The sequence below is a fragment of the Mesorhizobium sp. CA14 genome, from assembly GCF_020165195.1.
Classification (GTDB): domain Bacteria; phylum Pseudomonadota; class Alphaproteobacteria; order Rhizobiales; family Rhizobiaceae; genus Mesorhizobium.
Window position 1 is genome coordinate 175,395 of sequence record NZ_JAIUHR010000006.1, and the last position, 16,730, is coordinate 192,124.

The 16,730-nt window shown below is 64.6% G+C and carries 14 protein-coding genes; 6 read left to right on the top strand and 8 right to left on the bottom strand.

Going from position 1 to position 16,730, the window contains the following annotated elements; genetic code table 11:
• Positions 1-2: 2 nt before the first annotated feature.
• The 5 genes from LB565_RS10090 (at position 3) to otsB (ending at position 6,958) form a co-directional block, all read left to right on the top strand.
• Positions 3-800: an ABC transporter permease subunit gene (locus tag LB565_RS10090; RefSeq protein ID WP_224583409.1), complete on the top strand. Its 798-nt coding sequence runs from the start codon at positions 3-5 to the stop codon at positions 798-800.
• A 172-nt stretch (positions 801-972) separates the two neighbouring features.
• Positions 973-2,031, top strand: a complete 1,059-nt coding sequence (locus tag LB565_RS10095; RefSeq protein WP_224583423.1) for a glycosyltransferase family 4 protein — start codon at positions 973-975, stop codon at positions 2,029-2,031.
• A 40-nt stretch (positions 2,032-2,071) separates the two neighbouring features.
• The gene (locus LB565_RS10100) at positions 2,072-4,234 is read left to right on the top strand and encodes an amylo-alpha-1,6-glucosidase (RefSeq protein ID WP_224583425.1); all 2,163 of its coding nucleotides are present in this window, start codon (positions 2,072-2,074) and stop codon (positions 4,232-4,234) included.
• Between the two features lie 148 nt (positions 4,235-4,382).
• Positions 4,383-6,176 carry a trehalose-6-phosphate synthase gene (locus LB565_RS10105; RefSeq protein WP_224583427.1) on the top strand — a complete coding sequence of 598 codons (1,794 nt, stop codon included), beginning with the start codon at positions 4,383-4,385 and terminating at the stop codon, positions 6,174-6,176.
• Positions 6,173-6,958, top strand: a complete 786-nt coding sequence (gene otsB, locus LB565_RS10110; protein ID WP_224583435.1) for a trehalose-phosphatase — start codon at positions 6,173-6,175, stop codon at positions 6,956-6,958. Before LB565_RS10105 ends, otsB begins: the two co-directional genes overlap by 4 nt.
• 123 nt (positions 6,959-7,081) lie before the next feature.
• Here otsB and LB565_RS10115 read toward each other — a convergent pair whose 3' ends face one another.
• The 8 genes from LB565_RS10115 to LB565_RS10150 all read right to left on the bottom strand — a co-directional run bounded on the left by LB565_RS10115 (position 7,082) and on the right by LB565_RS10150 (position 15,904).
• Positions 7,082-8,188, bottom strand: a complete 1,107-nt coding sequence (locus LB565_RS10115) for an ABC transporter ATP-binding protein (RefSeq protein WP_224583437.1) — start codon at positions 8,186-8,188, stop codon at positions 7,082-7,084.
• On the bottom strand, positions 8,185-8,985 hold the full coding sequence (locus LB565_RS10120; RefSeq protein ID WP_224583439.1) for an ABC transporter permease: 801 nt from the start codon (positions 8,983-8,985) through the stop codon (positions 8,185-8,187). The genes LB565_RS10115 and LB565_RS10120 overlap by 4 nt, the downstream gene beginning before the upstream one ends.
• A 1-nt stretch (position 8,986) precedes the next feature.
• Positions 8,987-9,847, bottom strand: a complete 861-nt coding sequence (locus LB565_RS10125; protein ID WP_224583441.1) for an ABC transporter permease — start codon at positions 9,845-9,847, stop codon at positions 8,987-8,989.
• A 71-nt stretch (positions 9,848-9,918) separates the two neighbouring features.
• Positions 9,919-10,923, bottom strand: a complete 1,005-nt coding sequence (locus LB565_RS10130) for an ABC transporter substrate-binding protein (protein WP_224583443.1) — start codon at positions 10,921-10,923, stop codon at positions 9,919-9,921.
• Positions 10,924-10,985: 62 nt separating this feature from the next.
• The gene (locus LB565_RS10135; RefSeq protein WP_224583445.1) at positions 10,986-12,461 is read right to left on the bottom strand and encodes an aldehyde dehydrogenase; all 1,476 of its coding nucleotides are present in this window, start codon (positions 12,459-12,461) and stop codon (positions 10,986-10,988) included.
• The gene (locus LB565_RS10140) at positions 12,458-13,510 is read right to left on the bottom strand and encodes an LLM class flavin-dependent oxidoreductase (RefSeq protein ID WP_224583447.1); all 1,053 of its coding nucleotides are present in this window, start codon (positions 13,508-13,510) and stop codon (positions 12,458-12,460) included. Before LB565_RS10140 ends, LB565_RS10135 begins: the two co-directional genes overlap by 4 nt.
• 5 nt (positions 13,511-13,515) lie before the next feature.
• Positions 13,516-15,324, bottom strand: coding sequence for an alpha/beta fold hydrolase (locus LB565_RS10145; RefSeq protein WP_224583449.1), 1,809 nt, complete (start codon positions 15,322-15,324; stop codon positions 13,516-13,518).
• A complete protein-coding gene (locus LB565_RS10150) occupies positions 15,317-15,904 on the bottom strand; it encodes an amino acid synthesis family protein (protein WP_224583451.1) in 588 nt (195 codons plus the stop codon). Before LB565_RS10150 ends, LB565_RS10145 begins: the two co-directional genes overlap by 8 nt.
• Positions 15,905-16,043: 139 nt before the next feature.
• Between LB565_RS10150 and LB565_RS10155 the strand changes: the two genes are divergently transcribed.
• Positions 16,044-16,721, top strand: coding sequence for a GntR family transcriptional regulator (locus LB565_RS10155; protein WP_224583453.1), 678 nt, complete (start codon positions 16,044-16,046; stop codon positions 16,719-16,721).
• Positions 16,722-16,730: the final 9 nt, after the last annotated feature.

The following is a 16,730-nucleotide window of genomic DNA, read 5'->3' on the forward strand; positions in this document are numbered from 1 at the left end:
AGATGCTGGTCTGGTCGCGCCCCGGTCGCATCGTGCTTTGGTTGGTCTTCGCCCTGCTGTTCAGTGTGCTGTTCCTCGCCCCGCTCGCGGTGATCCTGCTCTCCAGCCTGGCCGACCAATGGAACGGCGTGCTGCCCAGCGGCCTGACAACAGAGCATTACAGCGATGTCGTACAAGGCGCGGCGTGGAAGGCGGTGAAGGCAAGCCTCGTCACCGGCTTCCTGGCCGGCGCAGTGGCGCTGGTCAGCGGCACCTGGGCAGCGCTTGCGCTGCGTATCCAGGACGCCACTCTGGCCAGGGTGCTCGGCGTGCTGTTCTTTATCCCCAGCGCCGTGCCTTCGGTGTCCGTCGGCCTCGGCCTGCTGGTGGCCTTCAGCCACCCGCCGCTGCTTCTCAACGGAACGATCGCTATCGTCATGGCCGCGCATTTCGTGCTGATCTCGGCCTTCACCTTCGGCAATGTCTCAGCCGGGCTGGCGCGGCTCTCTCCCGATTTCGAACAGGTGGCGTCGAGCCTCGGCGCCCGTCCGGCCTACCGGCTCCGGCATGTCACGCTGCCCTTGCTGGCGCCCTATCTGGTTGCAGCCTTCGGCCTGAGCTTCGCGCTGTCGATGGGCGAGCTTGGCGCCACGGTCATGGTCTACCCGCCGGGCTGGGTGACGCTCCCGGTATCGATCTTCAGCCTCACCGACCGCGGCGATGTGTTCGCGGGTGCGGCGCTGACCATGGTGCTCGTCGCCGTGACGCTCATCCTGCTGCTCGGGCTCGAACGCGTCACCGGCCGGCAGGCGAGGTCGTGATCTCGCAAATCTGGGACGGTCACCGTTTCATGGAAACGGCGAACCGCTCTATCTCTTTGTTTTTTTGAAGCAATTCCAGACGGAAAACCGCTCAACCGAGCCCGCGGTCAATTGGGCAGGAACGATCTCGCGGCTGACGCATTTTGCTTCGCGTCAACAGCCGAGGGACCCGATGCGCATTGCCCATGTCGCGCCGCTCTACGAATCCGTGCCGCCGAAACTCTATGGCGGGACGGAGCGGATCGTCTTCTATATCACCGAAGCGCTGGTCGGGCTCGGACATGACGTGACTTTGTTCGCGAGCGGCGACAGCGAGACGTCGGCGCGGCTGGTGCCCGGACGCGACCAGGCGATACGCCTCGATCCGCGGCCGAAGAAATCGGAGATCGCCGCGCATCTGGCGATGCTTGCCGATGTGCGCGAGCGCGCCGGCGAGTTCGACGTCATCCATTTCCATCTCAGCCATTTCCTGCATTTTCCTTTCTTCGAAGAGATCGCGGGACGTACGGTGACGACGCCGCATGGCCGGCTCGACTACGTCGACCTGGCGCCGGCCTATAAGCGCTTCCCGCGTTTCCCGATGATCTCGATTTCGCACAGCCAGAAGCGCGGCCTGCCGGACGCGAACTGGCTGGCCACGATCCATCACGGACTGCCGCTCGACGCCTACCAACCCACTTATGAGCCGCAGGCGGAAGAACCGTATCTCGCCTTCCTCGGACGCCTGTCGCGCGACAAGCGGCCGGACCGCGCCATCGAGATCGCGCGTCGGTCCGGATTGAAGCTGAAGCTGGCGGCCAAGATCGGCGACGACGACCGCGCCTATTTCCGCGACAACATCGAGGCGCTCATCGATGGCGACCGCATCGACTATGTCGGCGAGATCACCGAAGATGAGAAGGCTGGGTTTCTCGGCAATGCGGCGGGCCTGCTGTTTCCCATCGACTGGCCGGAGCCGTTCGGCCTCGTCGCGGTCGAGGCCATGGCCTGCGGCACGCCGGTGATTGCCTGGGACCAGGGCGCTTTGCCGGAGATCGTCGACAATGGCGTCACCGGCTTCGTCGCCGACAGTGTGGACGGTGCAGTCGCGTCGATACCCGCGCTTCTCGATCTCGACCGGCGGCAGGTGAGGGCGGTCTTCGAGAAAAGGTTCTCGGCGGCAAGAATGGCAAGCGACTATCTTGCTGCCTATATGCGTCTGGCCGGCACGCCAGAGGCGAAGGCCTCCTGATCTTTATGCCTTGGGGCGGGGCAAAATGAAGAGGTGACGAATGACGGAGCTCGACGAGCGCAAGCTCGATCCTGCCGTAGCCCTTTCTTCGCTCGACGAGACGGCGCCACGCGAACCGCACCGGCTTTTTGCTCTCAAGCAGGGCGACTGCTTCGCCGTCGCCGATGCCTATGGCGACATCAGAGGGGCGGGGGACGGCTTCTTCCGCGACGACACCCGCGTGCTTTCCGAATTCCGGCTGACTGTCGGCGGCAGGCCGATGTCGCTGCTCGGCGCCTCGCTCAGCCAGGACAATGTGCTGTTCACGTCCAATCTCACCAACCTGCCGATCCAGAGTGCCGTAGGCCGCGATATCCCGCAGGGTGCAATCCATATCGAACGCGTCAGGCTGCTCTGGCAGGACAGGCTGTTTGAGCGCATCACGCTTTCCAATTACAGCCGAGAGCATTCGACCATCACCGTCTCGCTGCATTTTGCCGCCGACTTTCGCGACATGTTCGAGGTGCGCGGCTCGACGCGGGTGAAGCGCGGCACCACGCATGTCATCAAGACCGACAAGGCCTCGGCGCTGCTCGGCTATGACGGCCTCGACGGTTTGCCGAGGCTTTCCGCGATCGCCTTTTCGCAGGCTCCCGACAAACTAAGCGACACCCGCGCCGATTTCCTGATCGCGGTGACCAAGCGTAGCAGCAAGGTGCTTTATGTCGAAGTCGGCCCGGAAGCTTCGGAGGCTCCCAATCGCGACCGTTTCCGCGCCGCGGCGGCACGGGCTCGCTTCGGCATGCGCGCCAAGCGCAGGCATGGCGCCACCGTGCACAGCTCGGGCCGCGTCTTCAACGATTGGGTCGAGCGCGCCCGCGCCGATGTCGCGCTGCTTACCACCGAGCTTCCGACCGGGCCCTATCCCTATGCCGGCATCCCGTGGTTCTCGACGGCATTCGGCCGCGACGGTGTGATCTCGAGCCTGCAGATGCTTTGGCTCAATCCCGGCCTGGCGCGCGGGGTGCTTGCTTTTCTGGCCGAGCACCAGGCGACCGAAACGTCGCCCTTTTCGGATTCGCAGCCCGGCAAGATCATGCATGAGACGCGCAAGGGCGAGATGGCGGCGCTGCGCGAACTTCCCTTCGGCCGCTATTACGGAGGCGTCGACACCACGCCGCTCTATATCCATCTGGCTTCCGCCTACGCCGACCGCACCGGCGACATGGCCTTCATCGACAAGCTTTGGCCTTCGCTGAAAGCCGCCGCCGAATGGACGGAGGAGGCGAGCCGCGCCACCGGTTTCGTCACTTACCAGCGCGCCGCCGAGTCAGGCCTCGCCAACCAGGGTTGGAAGGACAGTTTCGATTCGGTCTTTCACGCCGATGGCCGCATCCCAAAGGGACCGATCGCGCTGGTCGAAGTGCAGGGCTATGTCTTTGCCGCCTTCCGCGGCATGGCGGCGCTCGCACGCCGCCGCGGCGAATTCGCCGACGCCGAGCACTGGGAGGGCCGCGCCGAGGAAATGCGGGTCGCCGTGGAACGCGACTTCTGGCTGGACGATATGAACTTCTACGCCTTGGCCATCGACGGCGATGGCCAGCCTTGCAAGGTCCGAACGTCAAATGCCGGGCACCTGCTTTTCGTCGGGCTGCCGCAGCCCGAACGCGCCAAGCTGGTCGCCGACCAATTGCTGTCGGCCTCCTTCCATTCCGGCTGGGGGCTGCGGACGCTCGCCGACGATGCGGTCTTCTTCAACCCGATGTCCTACCATAACGGCTCGATCTGGCCGCATGATACGGCGCTTTGCGGCGTGGGCCTCGCGCGTTACGGCGAGCGCGACAGCGTAGTGCGGCTGATGAGTGGTACGTTCGAGTCTGCCGTGCATTTCAACATGCGGCTTCCGGAACTGTTCTGCGGTTTCGCTCGGGCGCCCGGCGAGGCGCCCATTGCCTATCCTGTCGCCTGCCTGCCACAGGCCTGGTCGGCCGGCTCCACTTTCATGCTGATGCAGGCATGCCTGGGCCTGGAAATCGATGGCTGGGAGGGCGAATTGCATGTCACGCGACCGAGGCTGCCGATCGGCATCGACACCCTCACGATCAGGCACCTGACGGTCGGCGACAAGGCGATCGACCTCACCTTCCAACGGGTTGGCGACCGCGTCGCCGCCTTTCTGTCCGACCGGCATGAGGGCCAGGTGCCGCTCATCGTGCGCACGTAAACAAAGCGCTGCAACTCCACGTTCAACAATCGGGAAAAGTCGGAACTGATCGCTGGTTTGCGCGTTGCAAACGTGACCCGGCCTGCCCCTCCGCGGCCGGCAAGAACCAAAACAATGAATGGATGGCCGGAGGCAACCTGGCATTTCAATGACACAATATGGCGTCGACCTGTTACTGGTCCTTATTCTCGCAAGCCTCGGATTGTCCGCACTAGCGATTTTCATTTCGATATCCCGGTACCGTCGCAATCACCCAAGGGCCTCGGCCATGGCGGGCTCCGGCGACGACTTTGCCACCGAGGCGGCGCGAAAGGTGCTGCGCGAATTCGAGAAGAACGGGCAGTCGGTCGATGCGGCTTTGGTGACGTGGTCGCCGGACACGCTGCGCAAGATCCTCGCCGACGAGCTGCCGGAAGCGCAGGTGATCGTCGTCTCCAATCGCGAACCCTATATCCACAATGAGACGAAGGATGGCGGCGTCGAGCTCGTCGTCCCGGCGAGCGGACTGGTCTCGGCGCTGGAGCCGATCACGCGCGCCTGCGCCGGCACCTGGATCGCCTATGGCGGCGGCACTGCCGACCGGACGGTGGTCGATGGAAACGACCGCGTGCAAGTGCCGCCTGGCCATCCCTCCTACACTCTGCGCCGGGTCTGGCTCAGTGACGACGAGTATCAAGGCTATTATCTCGGCTTCGCCAATGAAGGCCTGTGGCCGCTCTGCCATATCGCCTTCACGCGGCCGATTTTTCGCGAGTCGGACTGGGAGGCCTATGAAGCCGTCAACCGCAAATTCGCAGAGACCGTGGTTGCCGAGGCTCGGAACGAGCGGCCGATCGTGCTCGTCCAGGACTATCACTTCGCGCTTTTGCCGCGCATGATCCGCGAGCGCCTGCCCGAGGCGATCGTCATCACCTTCTGGCACATCCCTTGGCCGAATTCGGAAGTGTTCAGCATATGCCCGTGGCGCGAGCGCATCCTCGACGGTTTGCTTGGCAGTTCGATCGTGGGCTTCCACACCCAGTTCCACGCCAACAACTTCACCGAGAGCGTCGACCGCTTCATGGAAAGCCGCATCGAGCGTGCCGATGCCGCCATTTCCTATGGCGGCCAGGTAACGCTGGTGCATTCCTATCCGATTTCGATCGAATGGCCGATCGATCTCCTGAAGGCCCTGCCCAGCGTCGAGGAATGCCGGATGCGCGTTCGCAAGCGGTTCAGGATTCCAGCCGGCGCCAAGCTGTGCGTCGGTGTCGAGCGTCTCGATTACACCAAGGGCATACTCGATCGCTTCCACGCGCTGGAGGAGTTGTTCATTCGCCATCCTGAAATGGTGGGTAAAGTCGTGTTCCTGCAGATCGCGGCGCCGAGCCGCGGTACGTTGCCCGCCTACAAACAGCTGCACGAGGAATGTCTGCGCTGTGCCGAGGAGCTCAATCAGCGCTACGGCAGCGAACCCTACCGGCCGGTGGTCATGGTGGCCGAGCACCATTCGCAGGCCGCGGTCTATGAACTCTATCGCGCCGCCGATATCTGCCTGGTCACCAGCCTGCATGACGGCATGAACCTTGTCGCCAAGGAGTTCGTCGCCTCGCGCGACGACGAGCAAGGCGTGCTTTTGCTCAGCACCTTCGCCGGCGCCTCGCGCGAGCTGCTGGAGGCGCTGATCGTCAACCCTTACGACGCGGCGATGATGAGCGAGGCGATGCTGCAGGCGCTGATCATGGGGCCGGACGAGCAGCACGAGCGTATGCGGCGCATGCGCGAGATCGTGCGCGACAACAATGTCTTTCGCTGGGCCGGCAGCATGCTGCTCGACGCCGCGCGGCTGAGGAAACGCGGCGAGCTCGACCGGGTCACCGCCTTGTACGACCGGCCGGCAGGCGTCACCGGCGATAATGTCGTTTCCATGTTCGAACGCAAACAGGCAGTCGGATTCCGATGAACAATAGTCAGGCAGATCTTACCCCACCGCTTCCCGAAGGCCGGTGGGCGCTTTTCCTCGACATCGACGGGACCTTGCTGGAGCACGCGGCGCATCCCGACTCCGTCTCGGTCAGCCGGGAGTTGCGCGTTCTCCTGGAGAGGATCGAGCGGCGGCTCGACGGCGCGCTCGCCTTCATCACCGGCCGCTCGATAGCGGCCGTCGACCATCTGTTCGACCCTTTGAAACTGCGGATCGCCGGCCTCTACGGGCTGGAGCACAGACTTCGGCCGGACGGAAAGATCGAAGCCGCCGACGAACCGGCGGATATGGCGGCACTTGCCGACGAGATCGAGCTGGAGCTGGCAAGCAAGGCCGTCTATGTCGAGCGCAAGGGCCCGGTGCTCGCCATCCACACAAGGGCCGCGCCGCAGCTTCTGGCGCGGGCGACGGAGCTGGTCGAGGCAGCGCTCGCCCGCTTGCCGCAAGGCTACCGCGTGATCGCCGGCAATGCCGGCGTCGAGCTGATGCCGCTCGAAGCCGCCAAGGGCGCCGCGATCCGCCGCTTCATGCAGCTCGATCCTTTCACCGGCAGACGTCCGGTGTTCCTCGGCGACGACACGTCCGACGAGAACGGCTTCGACACGGTCAATGCCGCGGGCGGAATCTCGATCCGCGTCAAGCCGCAGGGTGAGACGGCTGCCCGCTTCGTCATCGAGGACGTTGCGAGCGCGATCGCCTGGCTAGAAGCCAATTTCGGCGAGCCGGTCGCACCAACGGTCAGTCGCAATCTCGTCGCCTAAACCGGCCAGGTGCTCCACAGCTATCGCTGCTGCAGGCCCCGTGATCATGGCGATGATCTCGTTCTTGCCGGTCTTCTTCGTCTCGCGCACGCACGCCCGATCGTTCAACTTTGATCGGGACCATTAATACGTCAGCTCCTTGCCGGTTTTGCTCGGCGCAGGAAACAGGAAGGCACCGGCAGGATCGAAGAATACCTGCCGCCTGCCCGGCGAGGCATCATGCGTTGCCGCTGCCGAAGATGTCGGCCGGATGTCGATTTCCTGTCCGGCGCTCGTGCGCGCCACAATACGCCGGCGTTCACCGTAGAAAGCGACATCGACGATCTCGACCGAAAGCTCCGCATTGTTCGACGAGCGCTCCAGGCGAAATGCTTCCGGCCTGATCATCAGCCTGGTTTTCTGTCCGGGCGCGAAGCTGCCATTGGCGTTTATGCCGGAGACAAGCGCGCCGTCAGCGAGGCGAATGGTCGAGGCGCCGCCCACGGTTTCCAGATGCTCGGCAGCGAGGAAATTCGAGTTGCCGATGAAGCCGGCAACAAAATCGGTTGTGGGCCTAAGATAGAGGTCTTCGCCGGTGCCGATCTGTTCGATGCGGCCATCCCTGAAGAGGGCGATGCGGTCCGACAGATGCAGCGCTTCTTCCTGATCGTGGGTGACGTAAAGGATGGTGACGCCGGTTTCGCGATGGATGCGGCGGATCTCGGCCTGGATCTCCTCGCGCAGCTTCTTGTCCAGTGCCGACAGTGGTTCGTCCATCAGCAGGATCGGCGGATCATAGGCCAGCGCGCGGGCAAGCGCGACGCGCTGCTGCTGACCGCCCGAGAGCGCCGCGGGCAGACGCTCGGCGAAGCTTTCCAGCCGCACTAAGGAGAGCATGTCGGCGACCTTGCGCCTGACCTCGGTCTCCGGCCGGCGGCGGACGCGAAGTGGGAAGGCGACGTTTTCCGCGACGCTCAGGTGCGGGAACAGCGTGTAGCGCTGAAAGACCATGCCGATGTTGCGCTTGTGCGAGGGCACTGAAAGCAGCGACTTGCCCTGCAGCAGCACGTCGCCGGAGGTCGGATCCTGGAAGCCGGCGATGGCATAGAGCGTGGTCGACTTGCCGGAACCGGACGGCCCGAGGAAGGTCAGGAATTCGCCCTTCGGAATATCCAGCGTCACATTATGAACGGCGGTAAAGGCGCCGAACGCCTTGCGCAATTTGCGGATCGAGAGAAAGGGTTGGGTCATGTCTGCAGCTTTCGGCGCAAGAGTGCCGTCACGATCATCAGGGCCAGCGTGAGCGCGACCAGCAGACTGGAGGCGGCGGCGATGACGGGGGTGAGGTCGGAGCGGAGACTGCCCCAGATCTTGACCGGCAACGTCTGCAGGGTGGGGCTCGCCATGAAGATAGCGACCACGACCTCATCCCATGACGCCAGGAAGGAAAAGATCGCGGCGGAGAAGATGCCGATGCGGATCGACGGCAGGGTGATCCTGAGCTTGGCCTGCAGCGGGCTGGCGCCGCAGACGATGGCCGCATCCTCGATCGACTTGTCGAAGCCTTCCAGAGCGGTCGCGATCGGGATGATGGCGAAAGGCAGCGCCAGCACCGTGTGAGCGACGACGAAGCCGATGGTGGTGCCGCCGAGGCCAAGCCGCAGGAAGAAGGCGTAGATGGCGATAGCGAAAACGACAACCGGCAGGACCATCGGCGTGAGCAGCAGCCCGCGCAGGACCTCGCGGCCGCGGAACTGGCCGCGAATCAGCGCGAAGGAGGCGAGCAGGCCGATGGCGACGGCGAGGATCGCCGTCATCGTAGCGATACGCGCGCTGGTGAGGGCCGCTTCGATCCAGGAGGGATCGGCGAACAGCTCCTGATACCATTTCAGCGTCCAGCCGGGGGGCGGAAAGGCCAGCCAACGCGAGGAGCCGAAGGAGAGGAGCACAATGAAGACCACGGGCAGCAGCAGGAAGGCGGCGACCAGCGCGGTGAAGGCGAGCAGTGCTGCCTTCAACCAGCCGAGGCGGTCATAGTCGAGCAGCATCTCAGGCGCCTCCCGCCGCGCGTTTTGACCCGACCAGGCGCAGCTGCAACGCATAAAGCGCCATGGTGACGACGAGCAGAATGAAGGCGGCAGCACTCCCCAGGCCCCAGTTAAGCAGCGACTGGATCATTTGCGCGATCATTTCGGCGAGCATCATGTTCGACGTGCCGCCGAGCAGCGCCGGCGTGACGAAATAGCCGAGCGACATGACGAAGACCATCAGGCCGCCGGCGGCGATGCCGGGCAATGACAGCGGCAACAGGATGCGCCTGAAGGCGGCGAACGGGCTGGCACCACAAAGAGCGGCTGCGCGCAAAGTCATTGGATCGATCGCGCGCAAGGTGCCGACCAGCGGCAGGATCATGAAGGGCAGCATGATGTAGACCATGCCGATGGTGACGCCGGTGAGATTGTTGATCAGCGGCAGTGGCTGATCGATGATGCCGGCGCCCATCAGCGCCCGGTTGATGACGCCGGTGCGCTGCAACAGCACCATCCAGGCATAGGTGCGGGTCAAGAGGTTCGTCCACATCGAGAGGATGATGATGCCGAACAGGATCGAGGCGAGCGCCGGCGGCATGATCGCCAGCATCCAGGCAACGGGGAAGGCGACGACCACGGTGACGATGGTGACGACGAAGGCGACCACGAAAGTATTGAAGAACACCCGCACGTAGGTGCCGTCGCCCAGCAGCGCCGCGTAATTCTGCAGGCCTGGAGCGGGGTCGGTGACGCTGCGCAGCAGGAGCGCCAGCACCGGCACGACGAAAAACAACCCGATCAGGATCAACGCCGGAAACAGGCCGCCCAGGCCTGCCGGTATGCGCGAGGTTGTGATCCCTTGCTGTGCTTCCACCGACATGAGGTAGTAATCCCGGATTGCGGATCGGGACGGCGAGCGCCGTCCCGATCCTTGTCACGAAAAGGCGGCGTCTACTTCGCCTGCCAGGCGTACCAGCGCGTGGCGATCTCGTCGCGATGCTCGGCCCAGTAGTTCATGTCGAGGTTGATCTGGCCGTCGACATGGGCGTCGGGCAAGCCCTTGACCACGTCGGCGGGCATTTCCGCCTTGGCCTTGGTGTTGATCGGCGCGTAGCCGCTCGCCTCGGCGAATTTCGCCTGCCCGGTCGGGCTGGTCGCCGCGGCGAGGAACTTCATGGCGCCGTCCTTGTTCCTGGCGCCCTTCGGCACCACCAGGACGTCGGCGGCGGTGAGGTTCTGGTTCCACGACACGCCGACATCGGCGCCGTCCTTCTCGAGCGCGAAGACGCGGCCGTTCCAGAGCTGGCCGAAGGCGGCCTCGCCGGAGGCGATCAGCTGCTGCGATTCGGCGCCGCCGCCCCACCAGACGATGTCCGACTTGATGGTGTCGAGCTTCTTGAAGGCGCGGTCGAGGTCGAGCGGATAGAGCTTGTCGGCCGGCACGCCGTCGGCGAGCAGCGCGATCTCGATCACGCCCGGCGCCGACCATTTGTAGAAGGTGCGCTTGCCCGGAAACTTCTTGGTGTCGAACATGTCCGCCCAGCTTCCCGGCTCGCCGGAGACGGCGCCCTTGTTCCAGGCAAGCACGAAGGAATAGTAAAAGCTGCCGACGGCGTTCTCATTGCTGAAGCGCGGGTCGAGATCGGCCTTCGGCACGACGGCGAAGTCGATCGGCTCGAGCAACCCATCCTTGGCCGCCTTGATGGCGAAATCCATCTCGACATCGACGACGTCCCAGGTGACGTTCTTGGCGTCGACCATGGCCTTCAGCTTGCCGTAGTCGGTCGGCCCGTCCTGCAGCACCTTGATGCCCGAAGAGGTGGTGAAAGGCTCGGCCCAGGATTTGGTCTGGGCTTCCTGCGTCGTCCCGCCCCAGCTGGTGAACACCATTTCATCGGCCTTCGCGGCCGTGGTCGCCATCAGTCCGGCAAGGATGCCGGCGAAAATCAGTTTCATGTCGTTCTCCTCTGATTGGTTGTTCCGTTTCTTGTTCTTGTCTGCACCCTCGCCATGCCGTCTCAGCGCATGATGAAAGGATCGGGGATCGGGTCGTCCGAGGTGCGGATCCATACCGATTTCGAGCGCGTGTAATCGCGGATGGCGTCGAGGCCGCCTTCGCGGCCGAGGCCGGAAAGGCCGTAGCCGCCGAAAGGAACCAGCGGCGAGACGGCGCGGTAAGTGTTGACCCAGACGACGCCGGCATGGATGCCGCGGGCCATGCGATGCGCCTTGGCGAGATTTGAGGTGAAGACGCCGGAGGCGAGCCCGAATTGCGTGTCGTTGGCCAAATCCAGCGCTTCAGCCTCGCTGTCGAAGGCAAGCACACTCAGCACCGGACCGAACAGCTCTTCGCGCACGCAGGCGAGAGCCTGGTCCTGCGCCTCTATGATGGTCGGCGCGTAGTAGTATCCGTCGGCCTTGCCCTTCGGCCGCGCGCCGCCGGTGACCAGTCGGCCGCCTGCCGCCGCGCTCTCCGCCACGATCGCCTCGATCCTTTCGCGCTGGCGCGAGGTCGCCAGTGGGCCCATCTCGGTCGCGGGATCCTGCGGGTCGCCGATGACGATGGCTTCCGCCTTGCGCTTCAGCCGCGCGAGGAAATCGTCCTTGACCGAGCGCTCGACCAGCAGCCGCGAGCCCGCGACGCAACTCTGGCCGGTGGCCGCGAAGATGCCGGCGACAACCGCATTGGCGGCGCTGTCGAGATCGGCGTCGGCGAAGACGACGACCGGGCTTTTGCCACCGAGCTCGAGCGTCGTGTAAGCGAGGTTCTCGGCGGTGTTGGCGACAATCCGTCGGGCGGTCGAAGGGCCGCCGGTGAAGGCGACGCGCGCGACCAGCCGATGGCTGGTCAGGCGGTGCCCGCAATCATGGCCGAAGCCGGTGAGGATGTTGACGCTGCCGGCAGGGAAGCCGGCCTCATGGACGAGCTCGGCGAAAGCCAGCAGCGGCGCCGGCCCATCCTCGGAGGCCTTGAGAACGACGGTGCAGCCGGCGGCCAGCGCCGGGCCGAGCTTGACCGCCGACAGGAAGAGCTGCGAGTTCCAGGGTACGACGGCCGCGACGACGCCGATCGGCTCGGGCCGAACCGTCACTTCCATATCGGCCTTGTCGATCGGGATGAAAGCGCCTTCATGCTTGTCGGCCAGTCCGCCATAATAGCGGTAGTAATCGCCGACATAGGCGATCTGTGCGCGCGTCTCGCGGATGATCTTGCCGGTGTCGCGCGTTTCAAGCTCGGCCAGGCGGCTGGCATTGGCGGCGACGAGATCGCCGAGCCTGACCAGCAGTTTTCCACGCGCGGTTGCGGTCATTGCCGCCCATGGGCCGGAGCGTAGCGCCCGGTGCGCGGCCTCCACGGCGCGGTCGACATCGGCAACCGAAGCTGCGGGCATCGTCGCCCAGGGCAGGCCCGTCGACGGATCGATGCTTTCGAAGGTGGAGGCGGGCTCAGTGAAACGGCCGTCTATGTAGTTCCTGAAGGCGGTGCTGCTCATCGCGACTCCGCCTCCTGGAAAGCCGGCATCACCTTGTCGACGAACAGCTGCAGCGATTTCTTCTTGCGCTCGTGCGAAAGGCCGCTGTCGATCCAGATCGAATACTGGTCGTAGCCCTGCGCCTCATAGGTCTTCAGCTTGGCGATCACCTCGTCGGCCTGGCCGATGACCAGGTTTTGCCGGATCTTGTCCGGCGCGTATTGCGGCATCGCCGCGATCTCTTCCTCGGTCAGCGACTCCAAGACGCCCTGGCGAACAGGTTTCTTGTTCTGGAACCAGGCGCCGAATTGGCAGTAGAACTGCGACAGGTCCCGGGTCAGGCGATCGGCGTCGGCGGCGCTCTCGGCGACGAAAGTGTGCATCAGCAGCATGATCTGCGGCCGTGGGATGTCCGGATGCGCCTGGCAGGCGGCATTGAAGCGCTCCATCAGGCTGGCCACCTCGCCGTCGCCTGCGGCAAGCGGCGTCACCTGGACCTGGCATTTGTTGGCGATCGCGAAGTCGTGTGAGTTCGGGTCGCGCGCGGCCACCCAGATCGGCGGGTAGGGCTTTTGCAGAGGCTTCGGCGAGGAGGTCGTCGGCGGAAACTGCCAGAACTCGCCGGAATGCTCGTAGTCACCGTCCCAGAGGCCGCGGATCGCCGGTATCATCTCGCGCATGCGCTGGCCGGCGCCCCAGGCATCGAGCCCTGGGAAAACGCGCTGATACTCATAGCTGTAAGCGCCGCGCGCGATGCCCAGATCCAGCCTGCCGCCGGTGATGACATCGGCCATTGCCGCTTCGCCGGCGAGTTTGATCGGGTGCCAGAAGGGCGCGATGATCGTGCCGGTGCCAAGACGGATGGTTTTCGTCTTGGCGGCGAGATAGGCGATGTTGATGAAGGGATTCGGCGAGATGGTGAATTCCATCCCGTGATGCTCGCCGATCCAGGCCGTCTCGAAGCCGGCCTGCTCCGCCAGCAGCACCAGTTCTTCAAGCTCCGTAAGCAGTTCGGAATGCGGCTTGGCGAGATCCGAGCGCTCCATATGGACGAAAAGCGAAAATTTCATCGGTCTCACCGCTGGCCGGAATGGATTGGGCCGGAATGGCTTGGCGTCGACGGCGTCGGCTTTGCGAGCGGCCGGACCTCGCCTTCGACCTCGTTGCCAACATAGACGCCGAACATGTCCTCGGCGCGCTCGCGTGCGTAGCGGGCGAGCATCGAACGCACTGCCGGGTCGACGATCTTCAATTCCGCGATCCGCTCGATCTCGACAAAGCGGATCTGGCCGTCGCCGGAGACGGGGGCGTCCACCGTCCCGCGATAATAGACGTGCGTGCGGGCAGCGACCGTCGCGTCGTCCCACACTGCGTAGAGGAAGCCGAGCTCGGCATCGATCGCCTTGGCGGCAAGTTTTCCCCTGAGGCTGCGGGCGTCGTTCGCGGCACCGAGGCCGCGGCCGGCCGGCAATTGGTAAGATCCCTCTGCGGTCTCGAAGAAGAGCACGCGGCCTTCGTTCTCGAGGATCGCGCCGACCTCGGTTCCGGGCGGAGCGGCCGCCGCCAACGCCTCCTGGCTCAGGCCCGGCGTGACATAGGCGCCCCGGCAGTAACCGAGAGGCTGTGCGCCATTGTGGCTGAAGTCATGGACGCGGCCGATGAGGATCGAATGGTCGCCGGCATCGACCAATTGCGCCATGCCGCAATCGAACACCGCGACCGATCCGTCGATCACCGGATTGCCGGTCTGTCCAGGTTGCCAAGCCACCGAGGCGAATTTGTCCGCGACCTTCGAGGCGAAGATGCCGGACGCGGATTTCTGGGCTTCCGACAGGACGTTGATGGCAAAGCCTCTCGCAGTCGAGAAGGCCTGATGCCCCAGCGCCTTCTTGGCAATGCAGACCAGCACCATCGGCGGGTCGAGCGAGACGGAGGTGAAGGAGTTGGCGGTGAAGCCGCGCGGATCGCCAGCCTCGTCGATCGTGGTGACGATGGTGACGCCGGTCAGGAAGGAGCCGAGCGCGCGCCGGAACTCCATGGCATCGAATGCCGGACCGGCCTCCGCGTCTGCGGAAGCACTCGACGCCTCGTCGAGAAAGTTAATTATCCGTTGAGTCACTTTTTGCGGCGAAGCGATTGTCATCATGTGCTTTTCGCCATTCAGCACCAAGCACCGCCCCGCCGGCGCGAGCCGCGCCATCGCCGCCGACATGGCGGGTGTCGAATTGCGATCCTCCGAGCCGGTCATGAACAGCGCGGGTGCGGCAAGGTCGGCCAGGTGATCGGTGTGCGCGGTGTCGGCGCTGGCAAAGAGGCGGTAGGTGCGGGCATAGCCTTCGGCGTCGACGCTTTCGAGCGCCGCGCGGGCCGTCGCAGCCGCGTCTGAAAGAGCCGGCGGAATCGGATTGCCGAACCAGCGGGCGATCGTGGCGGCGATGGCCGACGGATCGCTGGGTCCGCAGAGCGCTGCCGCCCGTTCGCGCACCGCTTGCGCGAGTTCGGGTGGGCGCCGGAAGACGGCGTTGAGGCATATGAGGGCGCTAATGCGCGACGGGGCGCGGAACGCGAGTTCCTGCGCGATCAGCGCACCCATCGAGTGGCCGACAACGGCGACGCGATCGAGGCCGAGATGATCAAGCAGGCGGATCGCCTGATCGGCGAAGTCCGACAGCTGGGCATTCGCCGGCGGGAGAGGCGAAGAGCCATGGCCGAGCATGTCGATGGCGACCAGGTCGAAGCGGTCCTGCATCGCGGCGACCTGCGGCTGCCAGATTTCGGCATTCATGCCGACGCCGTGGATGAGCAGAACCGGTCTGCCTGAACCGGCACGGATGAATCCGGTGCCGTCGGGTGCCTTGCTGCGGATCGTCGCGGCGTCAGCCATGCAGATCTCCGAGCTCCTTCAGATCCTGGTAGCGATCGCCGATCCGGTGATGCGGGCGGCCGCCGATCGATGCGCCGAGCGCCACGACCAGTTCGTCGGGAGCCGGCGCGTCGCCGATCTGGAAATGCACCGTCAGGTAATGCGAGCGGCGGCCTTCGTCGTTCTTGTCCATCAGCGGGATCATGATCGGCGTGTTCGGACCCCCACGCAGGTTGGTGAAGGCGAGATAGGTCTTGGCGCCGACAGCGCGGCGATAGCGGTTGCCGAAATGCAGCGTGTGGATCAGCGCCGAAGCATGCTCGACCTCGCCGGATGTGCCGCAAATGGCGGCCTTGCCGTAGCCTTCGATGGCCTCGCCCGAACCTGCTACGCCGATGATCTCATCGGTCAGCGTTTCGCCGAGCACCGGCGCGAAAGCGCGGATCTCGGGCGAGAGGTCCTCGGTGAAGCCGCGGCCTGCCCACGGGTTGGTGAGCACTGCGGCGACGCCGATCAGACGCAGCGGCCGCGGGGCCGTCTTGCCGCCCTCGATCAACGTGGTCTCGGTATAGGTTACGATCTTGCGGATGGCCGGCTGCATGAAATTCCTCGGGATGGAGCACCTCGCGGCGGCACCAATTTCTGTATCATCTTATGGTATACCATGCTATGGAGTGCCATTCGCCTTGTCAATTGGTCATGGAATCTGTTTTTGTGACGAGGCTAGGGATTCAGGAAAAATGGCTGACGACACGCTTCGCATCGACCGCTCCGCCAAGACGTTGAGGACACTGGCGCTGGAGCGCATGCGCGAGGCGATCATGGATTTCCATTTCCAGCCTGGCGAAAGGCTGGTCGAGCGGCCGTTATGCGACCAGCTCGGGGTCAGCCGTTCGGTCGTGCGCGAGGTGCTGCGGCAGTTGGAGGCCGAAGGCCTGGTGCAGATGATAGCTGGACATGGGCCGGCCGTGGCGAAGCCTGATCTCGGCCGGACCGACGAGATCTACGAGCTGCGCGCGCTGCTGGAAGGCATTGCGGCGAAGGCCTGCGCCACATCGGCCACCGACGATCAGATTGCGCTGCTCGATGCGGCGCTGGCAAAGCTGCTTGAGGCGTGGGCCTCGGGCGTGCCGGCCGAGGTGATGCGGGCGACGGCGAGCTTCTATGAGGTGCTCTTCGAAGCCGCCGACAAGCGCATAGCCTGGGAGATCGTCACCGGTCTCAATGTTCGCATCAATCAGCTGCGTTCGATGACAATCCTGTCGCAGAACCGCCGCGAGCCGGCGATCGCCGAAATGCACGCGATCATGGATGCGATCCGCTCGCGCAAGCCGGAGGCGGCGGAGGCCGCGGCCCGGCGGCATGTGGAGACGGCATGGAAAATCGCGCGCGACGCGCTTCGGCTGGGTTCGCTTTAGACAGCCTGT